Source organism: Psychrobacter sp. CX18 (genome assembly GCF_057396215.1).
Genome location: NZ_JBXYJH010000015.1, coordinates 58,209 through 82,023, shown reverse-complemented (window position 1 = coordinate 82,023; position 23,815 = coordinate 58,209). Strand labels below are relative to the sequence as shown.

The window sequence follows — 23,815 nt, the reverse complement described above, 5'->3', positions numbered from 1 at the left end:
GTTATTTAGCCACTTTTTGATGAGTTATGGTTCGTGTTTCGTCGAGAAAAAATACCGTGTCGGATACATTAGGAAGGGTTTCTAAAGCGTGTTCTGTCAGTCTTTGATAATGCTGAATAAATATAACTATCTGACTCTTCGTCATAATGGCGTTTTGTTTACTGTCGTTACGAGAAGCCGCCGCTGCTTTGGCTAACTTCTGCTCTTGCTCCAAGCGCCAATTAAAAACGCAATCGAATGACGGCGCTTTTAACATTACTTGGTAGTCAATCCTATCAAATAGGGTTTGGTACTCACCAGCTAGCCTTGTATTAATATATGACCGCCAAATCCTTCGAGAGTCATGCGATTTTTCCAAAGCATTGATAGGGAGCTGTAATGCTTCTTCTGACTGAGGCTTCAAGCCAACACACCAGCCTTCTAAAATAATAAAGTCAGGTGAATAATCAATGGTTTGCCATTGATCTATAGGGTAGGGGTTATCGGTCGCTTTGTCAAAGCGGGGGAGCTTTGAACAAGTTCCATTTTGTAATTGGCGAATGGTTTTGAGGGCTAACTCCATATCATGCGTACCGGGTACACCACGCGTCTTGAATAAGGGATGTATCCTGTTCGCCAAAGCCAATCTAGCAGTTTGATCCAGATAGAAGTCATCTATCGATAGCGAGACGACGGTTTTACCATGCACTGATGTTAAATAGGTGTCGATAAAGCTGCTTAGGGTAGTTTTACCAGAGCCTTGACACCCTGTAATGCCAATGATGAACGGTTTAGATGAATTTCGTTGATGCTCTAATACTCGTTCACATAAGGGTTCGAACCATTGTTGTGCTATAGTTTTATAGCTATCTGGGAGTTGGTGGGTCGATAAAAAGTGCTGCATATTCATAGTATCGTCCATAGCATTATTCCCATTGAGTCTATATAGCTACAATATCTGTGCCAGATTTTGCAACCTAGTCTAAATAATTATAAAACTTGCTAGCATGATATTTTAAATGCAATTTGACAGTAATAGTGCTTACGTTGTTTTCGTATTAGTCTATTGAAAATTTTTAAATTATACATAAATTCAAGCCGATTCTAACAAAATCAAACTCAGTCAAGATAGTAGCTAATCCCGCTTTTTACTCCTATCTTGGCTTGTGCGGCGGTGTGCGCTATAGCCAGTTCCGTTCCTGCGCCACGATAACGCCACTGGCCGAGCGCCCACAACGCCTTACTTCACCAAGTATATTCGCTACAATCGGGGCTAAACCTTTATTATTAGGACTCTTACCTCTAGTCATATCAAATTTAAATAGTCTGAAGTAGTAGAAATGTTAAATATATTCCTTTAAAGTAATAGATTATAAAGAATAACTATTTTGAATTAATTAAAGGATGGTTAGATGTCCAGAAATGGAATACTTAAAATTCATTTAGACGAATCTAAGGAAGCTGCTTTAAGACTTTTTAATGCTGCAACTTCCGTAGTACCAGATTCATGGAAGGAAGAATACTCGTTGATTCTTACTAAAGAGATATTAACTTTTGGATTCCATGCTCGCGCTGCAATTGAAATGTCTGACCTAAAGAATAGTGATTTAGCTGAGTCTATAGACCAATACCCAGTTGAATTCTCAATAAAGCCAGAAGGTGAAAGTGTGGTTTATTTAAGGAATGCTTTAAATTTTATTTTACACGCTCGTGATTTTAGTTTCGGTTGGGCACATTCTTGTCATCGAATTCAATTTGAGAAAAATCAAAATTTGATACCAACATATATTCATTTGTCTACTGATCGACGTAAATCAAAAATTATAAGTATTTATGGAATGACCTACGTCTATTTGAATACTGTGTTTAATAAAATTAAATAGAGTGGAATAATTGGATAATATATATCCTATCAAACATAGTTAGACTCTTTACTTCCCTTATGTAAAAATTATAAGAATACATATGCTAACAAAAACCCTACTCATCATCGCCCACGCCCCGTCACCGAACACCCAAAAGTTAGCACAAGCCGCTTTTAAAGGTGCTAATCATCCTGACATAGACATCAGTGTCATTCTTAAATCTCCTCAAGACACGCAACCTCAAGATGTGCTGGCGGCTGATGCCATTTTGATAGGGACGACTGAAAATTTAGCTTATATGGCAGGACTGACCAAAGACTTCTTTGATCGTTGTTATTATCCTGTGTTAGATAAAAAGCAAGGGCTACCATTGGCGATATATATCCGAGCTGGACAAGATGGCACGGGTACAAAACGAGCTTTAAAGACAATTACTACAGGTCTTCGTTGGGAGTGGGTGCAAGATGCGCTAATATTAAAAGGCGATTGGCAGGAAGCATTTACGGATCAAGTAGAAGAGCTTGCTATGACGTTGGCTGCTGGATTGGAAGCAGGTATCTATTAATTCAAAATTTTAATTGGTCGGAGAAATGGTGTAATGAGTCAAGCGAGTTTAGGAAACACAGATGTTAATAATTTGCATATGTCTAGACTGCCTTGTTCTCAGGCGTGTGAGAATAATAAAGACCCCATTTTAAAGGTGCTGCAAAACGAGCTGCAAGACTATTATCATGTGTTGGAGGTTGGGTCAGGTACTGGTCAACATAGTGTTTACTTCGCGCCAAGACTGCCATATCTGGACTGGCAGACTAGCGATGTCCGTCAGAACCATTCTGTGATTAAAGGCTGGCACGATCGTCATCCTGCACCGAACTTGCATGCGCCTTTAGCGTTTGATTTAACCACAGACTCAATACCACTAGCACTGTCTGGTAAACGGTATGATGCTGTGTTTACCGCCAATACATTACATATCATTGCTTGGGAATTGGTTGAGAGGCTGTTTGAGTTGGTGGGGGATGCGCTACCAGCAAACGGTAAGCTAATTATTTATGGGCCATTTAATGAAAATGGACATTTTACGAGTGACAGTAACCGACAGTTTGATAGGCATTTGCGTCAGCGCGATTCAAAAAGTGGTATTCGTAATAAAGAGGATGTTATTAGCCTAGCGTCAACCCATCATCTAACCTTACATTCGCAGTATCAGATGCCTGCAAACAATCAAATATTGGTTTTTAAAAAAGAACGCTAATTGTTGCTCAAGCTGTTCCAGTGAAGTTTATCCTAGGCTATGAGTCTATAGAAACCTGAATTCGGGATAAGAACTTTTGTAAGCCATTGTTTTTATTTGAGTTATAAAATCCATCCCCAACCCTTCCTTTGGAAAAGGAAGGGAGCTATAGTCAGCGAACTACTAAACGGTTACAGTGTTAACCTCGTTAAGCCTACTGCAGTAGTACTTGCACTCGGTTGCCTTGTAACCATTTTAGACTTCTTTGACTATAACCTTTCTAAAGATTGAATAATTGACACAACTGGGAATGATAGCGAAGTGTGAAAAGTGAAAGCGTTTTAGCCTCGATTGTAGTGGATATACTTGGTGACACACAGGGGTGCGGGCGCTTAACAAGAGGCGGTATCGAGATAACAGGAACGTCACTTGTTTTAGCGACCGCCCCTGTGTTAACCAAGATAGTAACGAAAGCGAGATTGGCTGCTTATCGCTACTTTTAGTATTATGATAATGTGCCTTAAGCGACTTTGTACCAGTCGATTTTTCGAGTCATTATCATGACACTGGCGAGTAGGGCAAAGCAGAAGACGGCGCCCAGTAACAGGTTTAAATCTTCCATGGTCAATATGCCGTAAAATGAGGCGTAGAGTCCGCCCAGTATAGCGGTAAACAGTACGGCGCGTTTGGCGCTACCAAGCAAATAGTATGAATACCAGCCGATTAAACCGACGCAGGCACAGGCGGCAATGGCATATGCTAACCAAAATGCGATTTGTTCGGCAAGTGGTAATAATAATACGTAGAAGACCAATAAGGCGCTGCCAACGAGCAAGTATTGGATGGGATGGATACGACTTGCTTTGATGATTTCAAACAAGAAGAAGGTTCCGAAAGATACGAGTATCAATAGTAGCGCATACTTCATGGTGCGTTCTGTTTGTAGGTAAACGTCGTTCGGTTCGGCAAAACTAACGCCAAAGCTGCTTAAACCAGAGCTATTAAAACCTAAGCCCTCATCTTCGCCCATTTCTAAAGACGACCTGTCATCATAATACTCATCGTATTGTGAGGCGTCTGTGCTTAAAGATGTCGTGTCATTGAAGGCACAAGAGCTGCTTGATTGGCTGAGACAGTCGTTCAGATACTGGTTATTTGCAATGGTTAGGTATTGGTTTTGCCAGTTTGCCTCAAAGCCTTCTTTGGAAAATGTTTTGGCATTGGGGAGTGCTTTGCCAATAAAATTGGGCGCATGCCAGTTGCTAGTCATGGCAAGCTCGAAGTTTTGTCCCGTTGGTACGGTGTTTAAGGTGCTGATGCCAGATAAGGGCAGAGTAACTAAGGCGTTAAAAGAGACAGTGGAGGTGGCTTTGGTGTTATCTATGTCAGTGGTGTTTGATTGAGAAGCCTGTTTTGTTGACTGGTTTGAGGCTGATGCTAATTGATTTGCTATAGAGCTAGGAAGGGGCGCCTCTACATAGCTCAGTTGCGATGAGTTACCGAGAGTGTTTGACTCAGGGTACGTGGCTTTGATGTGCTGTTTATTGATGGTAATGGTGGGAAGTGTATTGACACCACGTAGATCTGATACCGGTATTATGATGCGGGCTTTGTCCCATTGTAACGTTTTACGATAGGTCTGATCAGCTATTGAAGCATTGGCGGTAGAGGCATTAGTACTAGACGCGCTGGCATTAGGAGGGTTGACATTGGATGGAGCGGCTGTCAGTTCGGCTTGTTGAATGTCAGCTGAGGGTTCGATTTTAAACGTTTGATCAAATAATAAGTCTCCATTGAAACTGGTGGCATGATAGATGCCACGCTGGTAGGTATCGGTGCTGACATCAAGATCTTGAGTAGCCGTGGTTTGAGACGCGAAAAAAGTGTCTATCACGGTGTAGGGTTTGGTACATTTGACATTGAGATCCGTCGGTTTAGCGGAGCAGATTGGTGTGATGAGCGCTGGGACGGTGATAAACGGGGTGATGACTTGTTGTGGGTTGACATGTTGTTCAGCGATTTCTTTGATAACGGCTTCTGAATAGTGTTGCCGTTCAGAGATTAAAGCATTGATCATATTTAGACCAATCCCAAATATCATGCACAGTACGGCGATGATCGATAATTTGATAATGAGGGTTTTTTGCATAAGACATCCTTTATATTGATTGTTTGGGGTAGGCATAAAAACACGTTAAGGATATCTTAGGGATGCGATAAGGAAGGGTGATGCAACAAACATGAAAAGATAGTGGAATAAAAAAACGCGATAAGGTAACTTATCGCGTTTTAGTTTGAATAAAAGGGCAGTTTTCTCTTACTGTAAATGCCACCCTTAGGGTTACTGTTTAAAAGGGATTAATTACGGCCAATATAACCTTTCAAATAGTCCATTGGGTTTGTATTAAAGTCTGGGTTAAAGTGAAAGCTCCCAGAGTGTTGACTATTGGGCGCAAACGCTCCGTTTGTGTTGCTGCTACCACCGATCGTGAGTTGATCATAATCCCCATTAACGCCTGCTTTAATGCCGACAGGTGTCGTTTCGGTAGTCGTGGCATCGCTATGATCGATGTCAATATTGGCAATAGGCTTCACTCCAGCAATCGTGCCATTTTTAAGATCAGAGGCAAGCTGAGACGCTGCATTTTCAGGCGTATATTTAACCGGAGAGCCTTCTGTTCCTAATGCGATATCGACCTTAGTTTCATTACTATGGCTTTGTAATACCTCATTATTAACGTTGCCACTAACATTGCCTTGCAGGGTACCCGCATTGACACTGCTGCCTGATACATTGACATCACCACCAACGTTAACATTGGCATTTTGACTTATGTTCACGCTGGCAGGGGTATAAGACTGACTGTCTCCAGTGTCAACGCCGACATGGATATTGCCAGCTTTTGGCACAAGAGCGTCATTTTCTTTTTTGGTTTCAATATTGCCACCAAGATCTACTGAGGTGTGTTGACCATGGTTTGATCCTGCTGAAACATTAAAGTCGCCATCAGTATTAATAGTAGCATTGTCAGCTGTAACGTTGGCATGGCTCACATTGACGCCTTTATCGGCATTGATAGTTAGTTCGCCTGCGTTGACATCGCTGGTACCAGTACTTTGGCTTTGGCTAGTGCCTGCGCTGATATTACCGCCAAGATCTAAACTGCTGCCCCCTGAGCCCACATCAACCTTTATGCCTACAGAACCTGAACCACTATGCGCGGTACTGGTTGTACCAGCGATATTAGCAGTATTGGTATCAATGTTAAGCTTGTCAGTGGTAAGGTTAGTGCCTTGTACGTTGACCGTACCGTTAGTACCGCTTGTTGACAGGTTAACATTCCCTGCGGTAACGGTATTATTGACGCCCTCAACTGATGATCCGTTATGACCATTAGCCCCAACTGACACACCAACGGAAGGTTCAGGGGTTGGCTTATCAAGTGCAAGTCCACCAACATTGACGCTAACATCAAAGCCACCGCCAGTGGCGTTGCTGGTATTTTCAGATTGAACAAGGCTAACCTCTTTACCGGCATCTACATTTAAGCTACCAGACGTAGTGATATCGCTTTGAGAAACAACCGTATTATCACCATGGATGTTAACGTTTGCGCCTTCAATTGTGGCAGGTTTGGCAGTGGTGGTACCGGCTTGCTCATGCTGGAAATTGGCTGATACGCCAACTGAACCTGTAGGGCTAGCGCCTTCAAGACCGCCAAGTCCGAGATTAATGCTAGCTCCACCAGTGTTACTGGTGTCTTTTGTGCTGTCATAGCCTGAAGCAAGTGTTACATCTTTACCAGACAAGTTCACATCGCCTGTTGCCTTGTAATGGGTGCCTTCATCGTTAAGGGCGTTTGTAGCTTGTTCGTTGATAGTGCCTGCGGTAATGGTTGTGCCTGAACCTTGAGTTTGTACGTTATTGTTACCAGAACCACTTGCACCAATATTAAGGCCAGCACTTAACCCTCCTTTATAATCTGCAGAAGCTGAAAGACCAATATTGACATCAACATTTGTATCAGATTTGGTCTGAGTCGCATGGGCTTGGTCATGGGTAATATTGGTCGCCTGCTCATTGACGGTATCTTGGGCAGTAATATTTGTGCCTGAATGATGAATGTCACTGTCTGCTTTGATAGTAACGTTTTGGCCGCTTAATTGACTCGCCACTGGGGTAGTTGTTTGATCAGATTTCTTCTGATTATTAACATCTAGTCCTAATCCAACGGTCACACCAGACGTATTAACACTACCTTTAAGACCTAAAAATACATCGGTATAGTCACTAGCAACAGTATGACTGGCATCTTGAGCAGAGGTAGTGACGTTATTACCGCTAATATTAAGATCATTTACAGAGGTTACTTTACTGCCAGCAATATTAACATCACCGCCTTTTAGGGTAGTTGTTCCGCCAGAAACAAGAGAGCCTGATACGGTTTGAGTATTATCAGTATTTACATCATGGGTAATACCTAATCCTAAACGCCAGTCAACTGAAGCATCTTTTAAAGAAATCGCTTTTGATTCTTCTGGTTTTGAAGCATCAACTTTTAGGGTAGATCCATTAGGAGTAGCTTCTTTTAATGTACTTGCATCAGGTTGAGTTGCATATAATGCTGTAGTTATAGGCTGTGCAACCTGAGATAATTTTGGAGTAGGTTCAGAAGCTTTAGCGTCAGTCAGTTTAGCATCTGCCACTTTTGTATTAGCAGCATAGAGCGATGGCTTTGTGGTTATATCCGCAACGATACCAAGAGTGTCATGAACAGTAGTCACATCATGAACATCCTTAACACCCACAATATTAAGCTCTTTACCGGCTTCTAAATCAAGTAGTCCTGCTGCTTTCACTTGGCTACCGACAATATTGATGTTTTGGTCAGTGACTAAGGCTAAATTGGTATAGGATTCTAAGACTGATTCATGATTTGTCTTATCAGTAGTAGTCGTAGTGAGGACATCGATAGGAATATCAAAAATTGTACCAGTACGATGAAGGTCTACATTGGTAGTAGTTTCGGTTGCGCCTTTGATATTAAAATCACCATGCGGAGAATTTAAATAAGCATTTTTAATAGCTAGTACGCGGCTGCCAGTCAGGTTTAGCCCTTCGCCTGCATCAATGTATAACAAGTTGCTGGCTTGCACATCGGCACCGTTTTGAGTAATGATAGTGGTGTCATTATTGTCGGTTTGTGAGCCAAATAATCCGCCCCAGTAAGTTACTTTATGGTCGATATTATGGGTGGCCTTGCTGGTTTCGGCACTAAAAGATACGGTGCCTGGTGTTTTGAACCCCATATCTTTTGCGACAATTTGCGCCCCTGCATATTCTTGATCACCGCCGCTGGTCATCGCCGCTTTGTTCGCCAAAATAGCGGTTGGAATATAGTAATCTCTACTCGCTGATTCAGAATCAACAACGCGTTTTAATGCAATAGTACCTAGTCTATTTTCAAAGGTAATATCGTGGAATTCGTTGGCATTACCACCCGATAATGCAATCTCATCCCCCGCATTTAGACGTACGACAGGCGCCACTATTTGGGAAGAATTGCCGGAGATACTGCCGGTTTTAGCGTCTATATTGATATTATTACTGCGAATACTAGAACCATATAGTGCGGTTACTTTATCGGTATGAAATAACGTCTCTTCTTTAAGTCCGCCTTTTTGAGTATTGGTAGAGCGGTAAATCGTGTTTATCGTTTTCTCACCATTTAAAGCGATATTATCGCCTTCAAGGTTGACTTTATTACCCACGATTTGAGTACCGTTAAGCGATAGGTCGTTTGTGGTTTGAATGTCTACATTGTCCGCGTTGATACGGGTCGGTAGATAGTGCTGTCCGATTTGCAAGGTAGTCGAGGTAATCAGCGGAGAGTCTTTTTGACTGTATTGTTGTTCGAAGTTCTTAATGTTACCGTGCATATTAAGATTACCGGCACGGGCATTGAAATCTTTAGTATTAAACTCGACACCTTTCACATCCATAGTGGCACGATCGTCGGTACTATGCAGCGTGATACGCCCAGCTTGCATACTACCTAAAAGATTACCGTCTAGTACACGGTCGCTTTTTGCAGCGATAGAAGTTGCGCTTAAGCTACCGTCTGGATTAATACCGACTTTGTTGCGTCCCATCACGACATTGACATTATCTGCATTTTTTATCGTTGCATCGGCATAAATTTGTGGGGCGATTAAATCAATCACTTTGGTATCGTCAAACTGAACACCACCGTAAATACGTAATCCGCGATCGTTTTTGGTGTTATAGCCTGTCAGTTTACCATTGGTAATTTCAGGCTTAGCGACCGCTAGGCTCACTCTTGGAGCGTTGATAAAACCACAGCCTTCACAGCTGATGCCGTTGGGGTTGGCGAGTACATAGTCTGCTGCCATCCCAAAGACTTCTTGTTTACCCAGTAGCAAAGAGGGCTTACGGCTAACCACTTCGTTTAAAATGACAGTCGCGGCTTGATCTTTTAAATTTGAGTTGGCACCTAAGTTGCCCGCTAAAACAGATTGTCCGCTTTGAGTGGCATTATTAAGAACGGCACCAGATCTAGAAACGTTAAATTGATTATATTGGTTATGCGATAACCCTTGTGCATTTGGTGCGTTGATGTCCACCACTTCTACGCCTTTAGCCTGTTTCTGCACATTGACATTGCCCAGTGCTCGGATATCCGCCATTGCTGTACCTGACAGTGATGCGATTGCCATAAAAGCAGATATGCGCCCTACAACAGATAATTTCATTGATTTCATTCTTCGCCCCTAAAGAATTAATGTTCTAAAGAATGTGATATCTAAAGAATAGGTTTGCTTATAACATATTGTTATTGCAAAGAATATTATAAACGAAACGCTTTATTTACATATGAAACCTTTGTGACATATTTGCAAAATAGGTGAGCTTTAGGTAACGCTTCTTCTTTGGTCATTGAGTGCACAAATTATACAAAATCTAAAAATCAACCTATCGAGGAATAAAAAGTGTAAACGCCACAAATAATTGGTTTAGTAAACCGTAAAAAGATAGGTTTTTTAAAAGTGTGATGAAAAGTGTAATTAAAAAGGGGATAGCCGCTCTTCCATAAAATAATGATAAAAGTTTTAGTACGAATTAACTTGTAATAAATTTTATAGTAACGTGGGTCATTAATAAGATTTAAAACCTTAATAAGGTTAAACACTGAAGAGAGTATCGTTATGTGGAGGTACACCAATCTTTTATAGGTCTTACGACAATATAGGTCTTACGACAATATAGTCAAAGAACTTTAAAGTAGTCACAAGGCAACCGAGTGCAAGTAATACGGGAGTAGGCTTAACTAGGTTAACGCCGTGACTCTTTATAAGTTCGCCGACTATACAAGCTAAAAAACTTGCAATTTGTTATAATTCATCAATATTTTAAGCCATAAAATAGCGAATGATTATGCAAACCGATTTATCCAAACCGCAAGTTTTTAAACCAGTAGATATCAGCATAGATGCCATTGATAATAATACTGGAGACAATCTGTCTATCATATACAAGCCAAATAGTGAACAATCAGTAGATCATAAAGGCACTAAATCTGCCCGCTTTAAAAAGCTGCAAAAAAAGTTACGTAAGCAGGTATCCCATGCGATTCGTGACTTTAATATGATTGAGGACGGTGATGTGGTTATGGTCTGTGTGTCGGGTGGCAAGGACAGCTATACTTTATTGGATATATTATTGTTTTTGAAACGAATTGCGCCGATAACGTTTGATGTCGTTGCGGTGAATTTAGACCAAAAACAGCCTGGATATCCTGAAGATATCTTACCAAACTATCTTAAAGAGCAGGGCATCCCCCATTATATCTTAGAAAAAGACACTTACAGCGTGGTGAAAAGTGTGGTACCTGAGGGGAAGACGTACTGTTCAGCGTGTTCCCGACTGCGCCGTGGCTCATTGTATGGATTTGCCAAACAAATCGGAGCGACCAAGATTGCGCTAGGACATCATCGAGATGATATATTAGCAACGTTTTTCCTAAACTTATTTCATGGAGGCTCTCTTAAAGCTATGCCACCTAAGCTGCTCAGCGATGATAAACAAAATGTCTTAATTCGTCCACTGGCATATGTTGAAGAAAAGGACATCATAAAATATGCACGTTATAAAGAGTTCCCCATTATTCCTTGTAATCTTTGTGGGTCGCAGGTAAATCTGCAGCGCGCGATGATTAATGATATGTTACGAGAATGGGATGATGCCCACCCACAGCGACTTGCCTCAATCTTTAAGGCAATGCAAAATGTTGCTCCATCTCAATTGGCAGATAGAAGTTTGTTCGATTTCGAAAGCTTGAGCCTAGACCGTGATGACAGCGAACGTGCTTTTGAGGGAGTTAATATCCAGGTAGGAGGAGCATCAGAGTTGTCTGATATGGGATTACCGACTCAACCAGAAATGCAGCCTTTTGAAGGCTCTAACAAAAGTAGTAAAATACCTGTTATTAATCCAGTCATTGACTAATTTGATAGTTTTAAAAAAAGAGAGCCCTAAGGGCTCTCTTTTTTATTGTTCCACCTCAGCTAAGGGTAGGGTCTTACAAAAACTACTTTTCGTCAAATGAATGAAGGGGTTCAAACCTGATATGATCTTTAGGTAATAGTCCGACTTCTCGCAATCGCCAGTTTAGCTTACCTTCGTTACTCACTTGTACATAGTATTTAGACTCTAACGCATCAAGCTTAATATTGGCAGTATATTGATTGTCTTTAGAGTGTTTCAGCGTGGCATCCCGATCTTTGTTAATATCAGTCGCATGGGAAATAGACAGGGTTAACTCATCAGGATAGTATATTGGCGTCCCGTCATTAAGCTTACCAGATTGCAAGCTTGCCTCTGGATAATTAAGGGTGAAAACAATGTCACCGTTTTGTGAGAAGGTCATGTCACCTGTTAAACCTAAATCATGCGCCAGCTTATCGCGTGACACGTCTTGGTAGAGCGTTTTGCCATCCATATACCAGTCATCGCGAACAACCGTATCTTTGATTTGTACCGAATAGAAAACAAACCATAAACAAGCGATGACCACAAATAATGGCAGACCGATGACAAAGATTATGACCATATAATTTTTGTACCAAGGTTGGGTATCTTGATGCCCAAAATTAGTCCGTGACGTGGTCTTATTCATACGATAACCCTAATCTTAATGAAGTAGTAACTGACTAAAAAAAGCCAGTTTACATGAATTCGTGCACCTAAGCTGGCAATTTCAGACGTTGGTTTTTATTACTAACGATCTAGGTATTAACGACCCTGGGTATTAAAGATATTTGTCTTAGTCGCATGATATTTGCCATCTTTACTATCAACGTTAAAGTCAATTGATATTTCACCTTGATCAGCCAAACTAGGATCAGCAACCACACTGACAGGTAAGTCATAGCTTTGACCCGCAGGCAGTGGTAAGCTTTCGAAACGAGTTTGCAAAGTCAGTCCTTTTGGACCAGAAATAGACAACACATACTCATGACGCTGCTGAGTCTTATTGGTTACTTTAATAATGTAACTATTGACGATTTGACCTTCAGCATTAGTTGATGACAGCTGGTTACGATCTCCTCGAACATCAATTTGTAAAGGCACACGGTCAAATAACGCATAACCCACTATACTCACTAATACAGTTAAAAGTAGCAAATAGGCAAACAGTCTAGGCCGCAAATAGTGACTTTTCTCTTTTTCAACCAATTGACGCTCAGTAGTGTATCGAATAAGGCCACGAGGGTAGCCGACTTTATCCATAACCTCGTTACAAGCATCCAAACAAGCCGCACATTGAATACATTCAACTTGCAAACCATCTCGTATATCAATACCAGTTGGACATACTTGTACGCACATCGTACATTGGACACAGTCACCTAAATCTTCAGGATGCGTGCCTTTCTTACGTGGACCACGGGGTTCACCACGATTGTAATCATATGAGACAATCAGGGTATCTTTATCAAACATCACACTTTGGAATCTACCATAAGGACAGATGTGAATGCACATGAATTCACGCATATAAGCGGCATTAGCATAAGTGGCAAAGGTAAAAATAAACATAGATACCCATACCCAAGTCGGCCAATCAGGGATAGGTATTCCTGAGAGGCTTTGCCAACTGTTGTACATGAGCTCTGTACCCGCCACATAACTGACAAACGTAGTGGCTGTGATGATAGCCATTAATAGCCAAATAAACCAAATCAGTAGTCTCTTAGCAAACTTACCGGCTGAATTTGGCTCTTTATCAAACTTGATACGTTTGTTTCTATCGCCAATAACCCATTTTTCAACATGCTGGAATAAGTGTGTCCAGATAGTTTGAGGACAGGCGTACCCGCACCACACACGACCGGCATAAACTGTAACCATAAACAAAGTAAATGCGGCAATAATAAAAAAGGAGGCCACAAAGAAAAAGTCTTGAGGGAATAAGGTTAAGCCAAAGATATAATAATGCTGGCTGGGTACATCGAACCAAATTGCTTGTCGACCATCATATTTCAGCCAAGGTAAAATCAAAAATAAAGCTAAGAGAATATACATACTAAACAGACGGATGCGTTGATAAAAACCATCTGTAAATCGAGGGTGAATGCGCTTCTTAGTAGCATCTACCTCATGTACAGGAATTTGATTGGGGGAGGGGGCTGACATAAATGTACCTCTAAAAATTAGAACCATTATGCTGGCAGTAGAGTCAGTAAGGTGCTATTAACCGTTACTTATCATCCTATTTTAACATTGATTCCAGTTAGGAAGTGAAAGAGGATATAACTTTGTAGTTAGTTGAATGACCTAGGAGGGGTTGTAAAATATATTCGAGAGTAAGTCTGATCTTCATTAAATATATTATTATAGCCCCTAGTGGATGTGGTAGATAATATATGGGGTTAATACTAGGAAAAACAATGAGGTATAAGTTCAATTAACTCATTCAGCTTCACTATGATATAAGAAAGGGGCTGGTTGGACAGCCCCTTTTTATGAACTAAATAAGTTTTAAATGAGTGAGTTGTAAAAGCATAGTTCTAAGTTAAGAACTAATTATTGAGCAGTCACGTCATTAGCAGTACTTGATACAACATTATTGTGTGATAAGGAATATACATAAGAGGCTAACAGCATAATACGCTCATTACCCAGCTTAGTTTCCCACTCTGGCATCACACCACCACGTCCATGACGAATAGTCTCTTGCACAGTTTCGCGGTCGCCATCATATAACCAAATACCATCTGTTAAATTAGGCGCACCCGTAGCGATTTGACCTTTTGCGTCTTCACCATGACAGATAAAGCATTTTTCATTAAAGATGGCTTTACCTTGAGCGGCTAATTCGGTATCAATTTCTGGATTTGAAGGATGTTTAGAAATTGATAATACATATTCAGCAGCAGCGCGAACCCCTTGCTCTCCAATGTCATTACGTTGGGCAGGCATAGGCAGTGGATCTTCAGGGTTAAGATTGGTATGCCAACCATTATGTAACGTGACCAAAATATTTTCAGGCTTGCCACCATGTAACCAATCGTTATCGGTCAAATTAGGATAACCTTCAGCGCCCTGAGCGGTGGCACCATGGCATACTGCACAGTTCTGCAAGAATAAACGCTCTCCGGCCATTACCGCTTCTTGATTCTGTGACAAATCTTTAACATAAGGAGCAAGTGCCTGAATTTGGCTGTCAATTTGTTTATTCAGATCACTGGAGCGTTTAGATTTTGCAGGTTCTTGTGCTTGGAGTGAAGCTAAGGTCGCTAACTGTTTATTCGCTTCAGGACTCTTTAATAAGTTATTTTGAAAGTTTTCAATAAAGATCTTATTGTTACTTTCAAGGTCACTATAAAGCTCGTTTTTAGAAGACCAGGGTACAGTCTTACCATCCACTTCAACCGTAGCCAAACCTTTAAAGCTATGGGGGAACAATGCTGGGAATAGTATCCAGTAACCGATCGCCCAAACGATACTGCCAAAGAAGATAACTAACCACCACTTTGGTAATGGTTTATCGTACTCTTGAATAACGTCATCATAAGTATGACCCGTTGTACCGTCTTCGGCGAGATCTGGTTTTTTACGAAGTACGAATAGGAGCACGCCAAGAATGCCAAGCCAACAGGCCAAACTCAAGATGGTGATCCAGGAACTCCAAAATATACTCATCTTATATCCTTACTGCGTGAATTTACAGATGATGAGCTTTGCAACTCATCATCTAACGCAAGCTGTGCATCTTCTTCAAAGCGCTTCTTGTTTTTGGGAGAATACGCCCACCATGCAATACCAATGAAGGCCACTAGGGCTGCGACGGTAGCAATCACTTGTAAGTCACTAATACTCATTAGCGTTGCCCCTCCATCGCTGTACCAAGCTGCTGTAGATACGCAACGACCGCATCAAGCTCTGTCGCGCCTAAAACTTGGTCTGGAGCTTTTTCAATGTCCTCATCAGTATAAGGAACACCGAAGCGATCACGGAATAAGCGCATTTTTTCTTGCACTTTTATACCGTCAACTTCCTGCTCAGCTAACCAAGGGAAGCCTGGCATAACAGATTCTGGTACTAATGAGCGAGGTGCTATTAAATGCTTTCTCTGCCAATCATCAGAATAACGACCGCCCACGCGTGCTAAATCTGGACCAGTTCGTTTTGAGCCCCATAAGAAGGGGTGATCCCATACCGATTCAGCGGCGCGAGAATAGGGTCCATAGCGTTCAACTTCTGCACGCAGTGGACGAATCATTTGAGTATGGCACACATGACAACCTTCACGGATATATATATCACGTCCTTCAAACTCTAGCGCTGTCCATGGTTCCATAGTCGGAAGAGGTTGGTTAACACCACCTTCATCTCCAGGCTTGGTATCAAAAATCAATGGAACAATCTCTACTAATGTTGCAAAACTAATTGCAATCACAATAAAGATGACCAGCAAGCCTGTGTTTTTTTCAATTATTTCATGAGCTGTACCTGCCATGATATCTCCTTAAGCGATTGCTGGTTTACACGTTAACAGGCTGAGTGTCTTCGTCATCATTAACGATAGTGTGATGATTGGTTGGGTCTGCTTCATCGACTGGACGAGCACTTGGCATTTTAATAGTTTTTAGTACGTTATAGGCCATTACAAACATGCCGCTAACATATAACAAACCACCAAAGGCACGACCGATGTACGGATAGTGCGAGAATGCCACTGTTTCAATGAAGTTATAAGCAAGCGTACCGTCTGGATTCGTTTGACGCCACATCATGCCTTGACCAATACCTGAGATCCACATAGATACGATGTAGAAAATAGTACCAGCTGTCGCTAACCAGAAGTGAGTGGTAATCAAACTAATTGAATACATTTTAGGTTTATTATAGATACGTGGAATCAATACGTATAAAGAACCCATAGTAATCATACCTACCCAGCCTAATGCGCCTGAGTGAACGTGACCCACTGTCCAATCGGTATTATGAGATAATGCATTAACCGTTTTAATAGACATCATTGGGCCTTCAAAGGTTGACATCGCATAGAACGATAAGGCAACAATTAAGAAGCGAATAATGGGATCGGTACGTAATTTATCCCAGCTACCTGATAAGGTTAGAACACCGTTAATCATACCACCCCATGATGGAGCAAATAGGATAATTGAGAAGACCATACCTAGTGACTGTGCCCAATCTGGTAGAGCAGAGTAATGTAAATGGTGTCCACCAGCCCACATATAGGAAGCGATTAACGCCCAGAAATGCACGATGGAAAGGCGATATGAATAAATTGGACGTCCAATCTGTACCGGCACGAAGTAATACATCATACCTAAGAAGGCAGCGGTTAAGTAGAAACCAACCGCATTATGACCATACCACCACTGAACCATAGCATCTGTGGCACCGCCAAACAATGAGTAAGACTTAAATAAGCCTACAGGAATGGCGAGGCTGTTTACGATATGAAGCAGTGCAATCGTAATAATAAAAGCTGCAAAGAACCAGTTAGCCACGTATATGTGCGATGTTTTACGCTTAATCAACGTGCCGAAGAATACAATGGCATAAGACACCCATACAACGGCAATTAAAATGTCGATTGGCCATTCAAGCTCAGCATACTCTTTGGCTGAGGTAATACCCAGTGGCAGCGTGATAATGGCAGACAAAATAACTGCCTGCCATCCCCAAAAGGTAAACCAAGCTAAATAGGGTGCAAACAGTCGAGTCTTACAAGTACGTTGAACAATATAATAAGAGGTTGCAAATAATGCAGAGCCGCCAAAGGCGAAAATTACCGCATTTGTATGCAGTGGTCTTAATCGGCTAAACGTTAGCCATGGGATATCGAAGTTAAGAGCAGGCCAAGCAAGTTGAGAGGCAATAAATACCCCTACGGCCATGCCCACGATCCCCCAGATGATCGCCATTGTTGAGAAATATCTCACAAGTGTGATCTCATAATCACGATCGACCGGAGAGACTGCTGTGTTATTTATACTCATTGGAATATTTCCTTTACAGCCTTAAGTACAGGAGGGTATGCCAAATAAGAAGAACCAAAAGAACTTAATTCAGGAAAGTAAGGTGATATTGCGAACCTACCTTATCGTGGAGAGCATAAAATGAATAGAGTTAGATTGGCTCACTCTTGATAAGAAGGAGTTTTTTCTTATCAATTGTTTGGCTTATATACCTTATGTTATCTAAATATAGGGCTATTGTAACGCATAGGATACAAAATATCATCTGACGAAACAGTCAAAAATGAAAAAATCCGTAGAAAAATTAAGGATAAGCCTATTTTAGACGTTTAGATTAAGATTTGAAAACAAAAATAACTTATGTAGCCGCCTAAATCATGGGCTAAAATTTGATTGATAACAATATATGACTCATTAATCCAAAAATTTACTGTACATGAAGTGAATTTTGGTACAATCTATAATTGAAGCTAACTTGTTTTAACTAAATCTTTATTTTTAGCGACTATAAGTTATTTTTAGCCACTATAAGTCAGTTGTTAATAATCCTACAGGTTCAATTGAGCCACTAATCAAGTGTCGTAATAAATTATGGTGTTTGGTTTTTGAGTTTTATTTGAATGCGTAGTATTTTAACTCTATTTTTTACGTAACTCTATTTAAAATTTAACAGGGAATTCTTATGGCAGTTTTTTTAACAGACGAATGGTTTAATGAAGTTGATCGTTTAACTGAAGAAGCAGGTTCTTTAAACCTTCCTCCGTCGTTAGCTAGTATGAAGTTGAATCTAAATATCACCGATACTGCAAATGGTGATGTACAAGCCTACTTGGAAAATGGTGTATTAAAGAAAGGGGCGACAGCCGCTGATAGTACTATTCATATCGATGAAGATACTTTAAAAACAATTGCTTTTAAAGGTGATATGAATGAAGCAATGAATGCGTTTATGTCAGGTAAAATTCGCATTGACGGAGATATGAGTCAAATCATGGCACTTCAAACTGCCAAACCTTCTGCTGAGCAAAAAGAGTTATTTAAAAAGATTTATGCAATGACAGAGCAGGCTTAAACGGTTAATTAACCTTTGTAGCGTTTCAATAAAAAAAGGGCGTTTGGTTTAACCAAGCGTCCTTTTTTATATTTGATCAGACTCACCAATCTCTTATTATACCTTTTCTATAAAATATTGCGTTTCCTATAAACCAACTCATCGTTGTCAAGCTGGCTTAATGAGCCTAATACTTGTCACGTTTATACTCAAGTTGCTCGATAGGCTAATGTCTAGATTTGATAATAACTTAGACCATATTAAATCTTAGACCATATGAATCAGAAATATCATTAACATCATACCGCTTATAAAAAAACTAACAGACATGAAGTCTATAGAAGTCAGCTTTCTATTGTATATTGAAGCCATAAGGCTATCCATAAAGCCTTGATTATTATCTACAAAATCAGAGCTTGAGGATAGAATAGTTGAAGAGTGTGTTGAAGCTTCGGCTGAAGAAAGCTGTCTACTAGAGGCGTCTGTTGAGTTCAATGGAGTCAATGCCTCGTTTGTTGACGATAAGGACTTCGAATTAGCTTCGAAACCAGCGTTAACTGGTTGGCTTATGCTTGAAGCATTAAGCTTGGTGTTAAGTGTCAGGGCGCTAACAGCAGATGTGGTAGACAGTATAGAGAATGAATTAAGCCTCGTTTTCTTACTAATCAGCGTATTTCTGGAAAGAGAAATCTCTTTTGAGCGAGAGTCTTTCGTTAAAGAGGAGTTATTCAAGGAGTCACCATCCACGAAGTTAGGAATTATATCAGTAGGCGTATCAGCAATATTACTAGTAGCTTTAGCAGCAGAAACAGTTTTAGGAATCATTATTTTTTATAAAATATTATTTGATTCGCTATTCGCTTAATAGCTGTTCTGTCAGTTGTCGAATGCCATTAACTGATTTATTTGTATTACAATTAATTATTAAATTCTTTCTAAAAGTACGTTTACCAGATTGCAGTATCGAACTGTTTAAATGACTATTATTTATAAGGCTGCTATTTAAAAGGCTACTATTTAAACGGCTTCTATATAAATGACGGCTATTTAAATACTGCTCGACTCAGTCTTTACCTTTATTTCATTTATCAACACCGTTGATCTTGGGAATAGTGTAAACATACTCTTAGACAACGAATAACTCATAAACACAAGCTTATGAATTATATAAGACAATTGCTCTTATTTATCCGTCATTAAGGATTTTACTAATCTTAACCTGATTTAATAGCGTTTGTAAACACCGTAATTGAGATTTTTAGTGTAAAGTCAACTATTTTTAGTACATTCACCAGTAAAATTTTAATATAAGTTTAAAATAATGAACATATGTCAATTTTTAGGTGTATAAATGCTATCGAGAACTATAAAAGTGTGACTCTTACAGCGTTTTGTCGACTTAGCTCTCATAGTCCGAAATTAATAATTAATTTTAATAGTATAAAGATAAAAGGTCACTTTGAATAAAATAGGAGTAACTTTAAGCCTTATTGATTTTCATAATAAATAGCGGCCTGAAGCCAAATATTAGCCTGTATATAGTCATTGACTTCAATTTTTTGCACCGCTTCTGTCGTTGGTGTTGCGACTCTAACCACAAAAGGATCTGCATCTGGTTCACGTAATATGGCAACGTCAAACAGGGTCAGTTGACGATCATACAGTGTCTGTGGCTGCTTACCGAGCACTTGACCTTGACACCAAGCTTCGTCTTCTTGACCCAGTGTTTCACCAAAAAGATACGCACACATATTACCAAGATTAATTTCAACGGGTGCTAAGTCTTCTTCACTATCAGATTGCCACTCATCAATTTGTTTGTCTAAATCTTTAGGGATAATGCCATTATTTTTAGCCACGATATCATTATAGGCGCGGTGATAATGAATGGCTTCAGGATCCTCAACTAAAATGACCTCTTCTTTATTACTTGGCTCGATAGCATAAGCCCAGGCACTAAAATTAACAAAATAGGGTTGGTTTTGACGATATAACTTGTGATTAACGGTATAAGTTTGGTCAAAAGCATAGATAATACTGCCATCTTCACTGATGAGTCTTAAGACCGCATCTTTAGTATCATCATTGGCTATAATGCGGTCAATTTTACACGTTAATCCATAGGGACTATTGACACAAGGAAAGGCATTAATAAAACTTTGGGGTTTACCGTCTTGCATAGCCAGCACTTGTTTAATATGGCACATATCATCGCAAGAGAGGAGTAAGTGTGGGAGTGAGTCTTTGGTTAAAGTGGGGTGTAAGCCTGCCGCAATCGTCGCGTCATCAATAGAGTTTCTTAGCCATGTCGGCACATCCTCTTCAATCTGATCGGTTAAAATACGCCAATGATCGCCATGTCCAGCAGTTTGTTCATTGGTCAACGATAGGGTTGTTGGAAGTGAGTCAGTGTTTTGGCTATATTTATAAACTTGAGTTGTCATAATATGGGCACTTTTTTTAGGGTTGGCTTTAAAACGAACGCAAACTTAAAGAGTAAGACTATTTTGTCGCTATTTCTGGAACCATGTTTTGTACCAAATTTAGTTAACACTTAATTATTATTATTGAATTAAGAACCTAGTTGTTTAGTATTTGATTTCAAGTAACTGGATTTTAGTAGCTAGATTTTAGTAGCTAGCTTTCTAGTACTTAAATAGGGACGAGTTGTCTGAATACAAGCTCATATCCTTATTATGATTGTGTTATTGGTTAAATTAAGCAATTATATTATTGAAAAGTCAGCAGGTTAAGATAATTGTCCCAATCAAACATAGCCAAAAGGTTACTATTTGTGTCAAACTATGCGTTTTATAATGACATCATCTTATAAAAATAATCAGTTGCAGGCTAATAAGCGTCTATTAGGTCATCATAATATAGCCTAAGCAATACCTAAACAGTAGATGTCATCATTATTATCTATCATATTATTTTTCGTTATATTCATTAATACCGAATTGGTTAAGAGCTTGTATTATGTTTCGTCCGCTAGCTTTATTTTTAGGGTTACGCTATACGCGCGCTGAGCGCAGTAACCGATTTATTTCCTTAATTTCGTTCATCTCAATGATAGGGTTGACACTGGGTGTCGCTGTATTAATTACCGTGTTATCAGTTATGAACGGTTTTGATCGAGAATTGAAGACCCGTATCTTAGGGATGGTGCCTCAAGCCACTGTGATTTCGTCCCAAATACTGCCAGATTGGAAAGACTATGCCGCTGAGATTGAAAAAGACCCTGAAGTAGTTGCTGTGGCGCCTTTTATTGAGCTTCAAGGTATGCTGACCTCCAATGGCCAAGTCGCTGGTATTATGGTGACAGGGGTAGAGCCTGATTATGAAAAGAATGTCTCTATTATCAATCAACACATGGTAGAGGGCAGTATTGATACCCTTGAAGATGGAGAGTTTAATATCGTGCTGGGTGAAAGCATGGTGGATGCCCTTGGGATTCACATCGGGGACAAGGTTACATTAGTTTTGCCAGAAGCGTCGCCTTCTCCTGCAGGGGTTATTCCTCGCTTTAAGCGTTTTACATTAACCGGTGTCTTTAGTATTAGTCGTGAAGTGGATAATCTAGTTGCTTTTATTCCCATGGGAGATGCAGCCACATTATTACGCTTACCGAATGGTGCGCAGGGTATAAGAATGAAGCTTAATGATATCTTCTTAGCGCCGCAAGTGGCACAACGTGCTGCAAATATTGACTCAACTAATCTATATCCTAATGACTGGACGCGTACGCATGGCAATCTATTTGGTGCCATTCAAATGGAAAAAGCCATGGTAGGCTTGCTGTTACTTTTAATTATTATTGTAGCGGCGTTTAATATTGTCTCAAGTCTGGTCATGCTTGTCACAGATAAAAAAGCGGATATCGCTATTTTGAAGACATTTGGTGCTTCCCCTAAGTTGATAACTCAGGTGTTTATGGTGCAAGGCTTAGTTATTGGGGTGATTGGAACCGTATCGGGCACTATATTAGGCGTGATATTGGCGCTGACAGTCGGTGATATATTAGGGTGGGTCAATCAGGCATTCAACCTACATTTATTCGATGCTTATTTTATCAATTACTTACCAACTCAGTTACGTTTGACTGATGTGTTGCTTATTACGACCACATCGTTTTTACTTAGCTTTTTGGCAACTATTTATCCTGCGCGTCGTGCTGCCAGAATTCAACCTGCTCAGACGTTACGGTATGAGTAATAGAGGTTTAATGAAACCACTTTCATAGCCGTGAGGTGAGTGCAGAGAGATAAACGGTTATACATAGTTCTGCCGAGAACAGTGCATTCAATAAAAGGGCTATAAAAGAGCTAAGCAATGCTTGCCACTCTATTGAAATGTATATAAACGAGTATTTTAAAGAAGATCCGTCACCGAGAAAAAATTATGTCAGAAATTTTAGTCGCTAAAAATATCAATAAAATTTATGATGAAGGTAATATCCGTACCCAAGTTTTGACAGGGCTTGATTTAACTGTCCGAGCAGGCGAGCGTATTGCTATCGTTGGCGCTAGTGGGTCAGGTAAAAGTACTTTGCTGCATCTACTTGGTGGTTTAGACGTACCGACCTCAGGTGAAGTGTGGCTACATGGAAAATGCCTAAATCACATGAATGAGACAGAACGCGGCGATATGCGGAATAAATATCTAGGGTTTATTTATCAGTTTCATCACTTATTACCAGAGTTTAGTGCGATTGAAAACGTGGCTATGCCTTTATTGCTCCGTAAAGATTTACCGGTTAAAGAGGCTCGTCAACAGGCGGTAGACTTGTTAGAGAGAGTCGGCTTGTCACATCGGCTTGAGCACCGTCCAGGGGAGCTTTCAGGTGGGGAGCGTCAACGAGTCGCTATTGCTCGTGCATTGGTAACTAAGCCCTCTTTGATCTTGGCAGATGAGCCAACGGGTAACTTAGACTATGACAATGCCCAGAGCGTTTTTGCCTTACTCGCTGAGTTACAAGCCACCATGCAAACGGCTTTATTAATGGTGACTCATGATAGAGTACTGGCAGATATGTCTGATAGACAGATGTTACTTAAAAATGGTAAATGGGAAAACTTTTCCAGTTAGGTTCTCTATACACTCTATCGTATTACTCTAAATTTTCTTAATCATTATCTGATAATGCAG

The 23,815-nt window shown here is 40.3% G+C and carries 18 protein-coding genes; 7 read left to right on the top strand and 11 right to left on the bottom strand.

All coding sequences use genetic code 11. The annotated features are described in order from the left end of the window. Nucleotide 1: 1 nt before the first annotated feature. The gene (locus AC2SLT_RS11925; protein WP_486547876.1) at nucleotides 2–901 is read right to left on the bottom strand and encodes a P-loop NTPase fold protein; all 900 of its coding nucleotides are present in this window, start codon (nucleotides 899–901) and stop codon (nucleotides 2–4) included. Nucleotides 902–1,391: 490 nt separating this feature from the next. On the opposite strand from AC2SLT_RS11925, the gene AC2SLT_RS11920 reads away from it, so the two are divergent. From AC2SLT_RS11920 to AC2SLT_RS11910, 3 genes are all read left to right on the top strand, one after another. Beyond that, on the top strand, nucleotides 1,392–1,862 hold the full coding sequence (locus tag AC2SLT_RS11920) for a hypothetical protein (RefSeq protein WP_486547875.1): 471 nt from the start codon (nucleotides 1,392–1,394) through the stop codon (nucleotides 1,860–1,862). An 82-nt stretch (nucleotides 1,863–1,944) separates the two neighbouring features. Next, on the top strand, nucleotides 1,945–2,409 hold the full coding sequence (locus tag AC2SLT_RS11915; protein WP_486547874.1) for a flavodoxin family protein: 465 nt from the start codon (nucleotides 1,945–1,947) through the stop codon (nucleotides 2,407–2,409). A 33-nt stretch (nucleotides 2,410–2,442) separates the two neighbouring features. Further along, nucleotides 2,443–3,099 carry a DUF938 domain-containing protein gene (locus tag AC2SLT_RS11910; protein ID WP_486547873.1) on the top strand — a complete coding sequence of 219 codons (657 nt, stop codon included), beginning with the start codon at nucleotides 2,443–2,445 and terminating at the stop codon, nucleotides 3,097–3,099. Between the two features lie 499 nt (nucleotides 3,100–3,598). Here AC2SLT_RS11910 and creD read toward each other — a convergent pair whose 3' ends face one another. Further along, on the bottom strand, nucleotides 3,599–5,227 hold the full coding sequence (creD, locus tag AC2SLT_RS11905) for a cell envelope integrity protein CreD (RefSeq protein ID WP_486547872.1): 1,629 nt from the start codon (nucleotides 5,225–5,227) through the stop codon (nucleotides 3,599–3,601). A gap of 209 nt (nucleotides 5,228–5,436) precedes the next feature. After that, entirely contained in the window at nucleotides 5,437–9,861 is a 4,425-nt protein-coding gene (locus tag AC2SLT_RS11900) for a two-partner secretion domain-containing protein (protein ID WP_486547871.1), read from the bottom strand. A gap of 673 nt (nucleotides 9,862–10,534) precedes the next feature. Here AC2SLT_RS11900 and ttcA point away from each other — a divergent pair. Continuing rightward, nucleotides 10,535–11,605 (top strand): tRNA 2-thiocytidine(32) synthetase TtcA, encoded by a 1,071-nt coding sequence (gene ttcA / locus AC2SLT_RS11895; protein ID WP_486547870.1) that lies wholly within the window; start codon nucleotides 10,535–10,537, stop codon nucleotides 11,603–11,605. An 82-nt stretch (nucleotides 11,606–11,687) separates the two neighbouring features. Here the strand turns inward: ttcA and AC2SLT_RS11890 are convergent, their stop codons facing one another. The 6 genes from AC2SLT_RS11890 to ccoN all read right to left on the bottom strand — a co-directional run bounded on the left by AC2SLT_RS11890 (nucleotide 11,688) and on the right by ccoN (nucleotide 17,637). After that, nucleotides 11,688–12,275: a FixH family protein gene (locus AC2SLT_RS11890; RefSeq protein ID WP_486547869.1), complete on the bottom strand. Its 588-nt coding sequence runs from the start codon at nucleotides 12,273–12,275 to the stop codon at nucleotides 11,688–11,690. Between the two features lie 116 nt (nucleotides 12,276–12,391). Continuing rightward, nucleotides 12,392–13,795, bottom strand: coding sequence for a cytochrome c oxidase accessory protein CcoG (ccoG, locus tag AC2SLT_RS11885; RefSeq protein WP_486547868.1), 1,404 nt, complete (start codon nucleotides 13,793–13,795; stop codon nucleotides 12,392–12,394). Nucleotides 13,796–14,185: 390 nt separating this feature from the next. Next, nucleotides 14,186–15,304 (bottom strand): cytochrome-c oxidase, cbb3-type subunit III, encoded by a 1,119-nt coding sequence (ccoP, locus tag AC2SLT_RS11880; protein ID WP_486547867.1) that lies wholly within the window; start codon nucleotides 15,302–15,304, stop codon nucleotides 14,186–14,188. Continuing rightward, complete coding sequence (locus AC2SLT_RS11875; protein WP_486547866.1) at nucleotides 15,301–15,483, bottom strand: cbb3-type cytochrome oxidase subunit 3; 183 nt, start codon at nucleotides 15,481–15,483, stop codon at nucleotides 15,301–15,303. The genes ccoP and AC2SLT_RS11875 overlap by 4 nt, the downstream gene beginning before the upstream one ends. Next, entirely contained in the window at nucleotides 15,483–16,121 is a 639-nt protein-coding gene (ccoO, locus tag AC2SLT_RS11870) for a cytochrome-c oxidase, cbb3-type subunit II (protein ID WP_486547865.1), read from the bottom strand. Before ccoO ends, AC2SLT_RS11875 begins: the two co-directional genes overlap by 1 nt. A gap of 25 nt (nucleotides 16,122–16,146) precedes the next feature. Continuing rightward, nucleotides 16,147–17,637: a cytochrome-c oxidase, cbb3-type subunit I gene (gene ccoN / locus AC2SLT_RS11865; RefSeq protein WP_486547864.1), complete on the bottom strand. Its 1,491-nt coding sequence runs from the start codon at nucleotides 17,635–17,637 to the stop codon at nucleotides 16,147–16,149. 661 nt (nucleotides 17,638–18,298) lie between these two features. Here ccoN and AC2SLT_RS11860 point away from each other — a divergent pair. After that, complete coding sequence (locus tag AC2SLT_RS11860; protein ID WP_486547863.1) at nucleotides 18,299–18,688, top strand: SCP2 sterol-binding domain-containing protein; 390 nt, start codon at nucleotides 18,299–18,301, stop codon at nucleotides 18,686–18,688. Nucleotides 18,689–18,934: 246 nt separating this feature from the next. Here the strand turns inward: AC2SLT_RS11860 and AC2SLT_RS11855 are convergent, their stop codons facing one another. Further along, nucleotides 18,935–19,492 (bottom strand): hypothetical protein, encoded by a 558-nt coding sequence (locus AC2SLT_RS11855; RefSeq protein ID WP_486547862.1) that lies wholly within the window; start codon nucleotides 19,490–19,492, stop codon nucleotides 18,935–18,937. A 662-nt stretch (nucleotides 19,493–20,154) separates the two neighbouring features. Beyond that, nucleotides 20,155–21,111, bottom strand: coding sequence for a hypothetical protein (locus AC2SLT_RS11850; protein WP_486547861.1), 957 nt, complete (start codon nucleotides 21,109–21,111; stop codon nucleotides 20,155–20,157). A 535-nt stretch (nucleotides 21,112–21,646) separates the two neighbouring features. Here AC2SLT_RS11850 and AC2SLT_RS11845 point away from each other — a divergent pair. Further along, nucleotides 21,647–22,882 carry a lipoprotein-releasing ABC transporter permease subunit gene (locus AC2SLT_RS11845; RefSeq protein ID WP_486547860.1) on the top strand — a complete coding sequence of 412 codons (1,236 nt, stop codon included), beginning with the start codon at nucleotides 21,647–21,649 and terminating at the stop codon, nucleotides 22,880–22,882. A gap of 186 nt (nucleotides 22,883–23,068) precedes the next feature. Next, nucleotides 23,069–23,755, top strand: coding sequence for a lipoprotein-releasing ABC transporter ATP-binding protein LolD (gene lolD, locus AC2SLT_RS11840; protein ID WP_486547859.1), 687 nt, complete (start codon nucleotides 23,069–23,071; stop codon nucleotides 23,753–23,755). Nucleotides 23,756–23,815: the final 60 nt, after the last annotated feature.

Coding starts and splice junctions, on each gene's coding strand:
- lolD (WP_486547859.1), top strand. CDS start 23,069: ATGTCAGAAATTTTAGTCGCTAAAAATATCAATAAAATTTATGATGAA.
- creD (WP_486547872.1), bottom strand. CDS start 5,227: ATGCAAAAAACCCTCATTATCAAATTATCGATCATCGCCGTACTGTGC.
- AC2SLT_RS11925 (WP_486547876.1), bottom strand. CDS start 901: ATGGACGATACTATGAATATGCAGCACTTTTTATCGACCCACCAACTC.
- ccoN (WP_486547864.1), bottom strand. CDS start 17,637: ATGAGTATAAATAACACAGCAGTCTCTCCGGTCGATCGTGATTATGAG.
- AC2SLT_RS11860 (WP_486547863.1), top strand. CDS start 18,299: ATGGCAGTTTTTTTAACAGACGAATGGTTTAATGAAGTTGATCGTTTA.
- AC2SLT_RS11845 (WP_486547860.1), top strand. CDS start 21,647: ATGTTTCGTCCGCTAGCTTTATTTTTAGGGTTACGCTATACGCGCGCT.
- AC2SLT_RS11920 (WP_486547875.1), top strand. CDS start 1,392: ATGTCCAGAAATGGAATACTTAAAATTCATTTAGACGAATCTAAGGAA.
- AC2SLT_RS11915 (WP_486547874.1), top strand. CDS start 1,945: ATGCTAACAAAAACCCTACTCATCATCGCCCACGCCCCGTCACCGAAC.
- AC2SLT_RS11875 (WP_486547866.1), bottom strand. CDS start 15,483: ATGAGTATTAGTGACTTACAAGTGATTGCTACCGTCGCAGCCCTAGTG.
- AC2SLT_RS11855 (WP_486547862.1), bottom strand. CDS start 19,492: ATGATTCCTAAAACTGTTTCTGCTGCTAAAGCTACTAGTAATATTGCT.
- ccoO (WP_486547865.1), bottom strand. CDS start 16,121: ATGGCAGGTACAGCTCATGAAATAATTGAAAAAAACACAGGCTTGCTG.
- ccoG (WP_486547868.1), bottom strand. CDS start 13,795: ATGTCAGCCCCCTCCCCCAATCAAATTCCTGTACATGAGGTAGATGCT.
- ttcA (WP_486547870.1), top strand. CDS start 10,535: ATGCAAACCGATTTATCCAAACCGCAAGTTTTTAAACCAGTAGATATC.
- AC2SLT_RS11910 (WP_486547873.1), top strand. CDS start 2,443: ATGAGTCAAGCGAGTTTAGGAAACACAGATGTTAATAATTTGCATATG.
- AC2SLT_RS11890 (WP_486547869.1), bottom strand. CDS start 12,275: ATGAATAAGACCACGTCACGGACTAATTTTGGGCATCAAGATACCCAA.
- AC2SLT_RS11850 (WP_486547861.1), bottom strand. CDS start 21,111: ATGACAACTCAAGTTTATAAATATAGCCAAAACACTGACTCACTTCCA.
- ccoP (WP_486547867.1), bottom strand. CDS start 15,304: ATGAGTATATTTTGGAGTTCCTGGATCACCATCTTGAGTTTGGCCTGT.
- AC2SLT_RS11900 (WP_486547871.1), bottom strand. CDS start 9,861: ATGAAATCAATGAAATTATCTGTTGTAGGGCGCATATCTGCTTTTATG.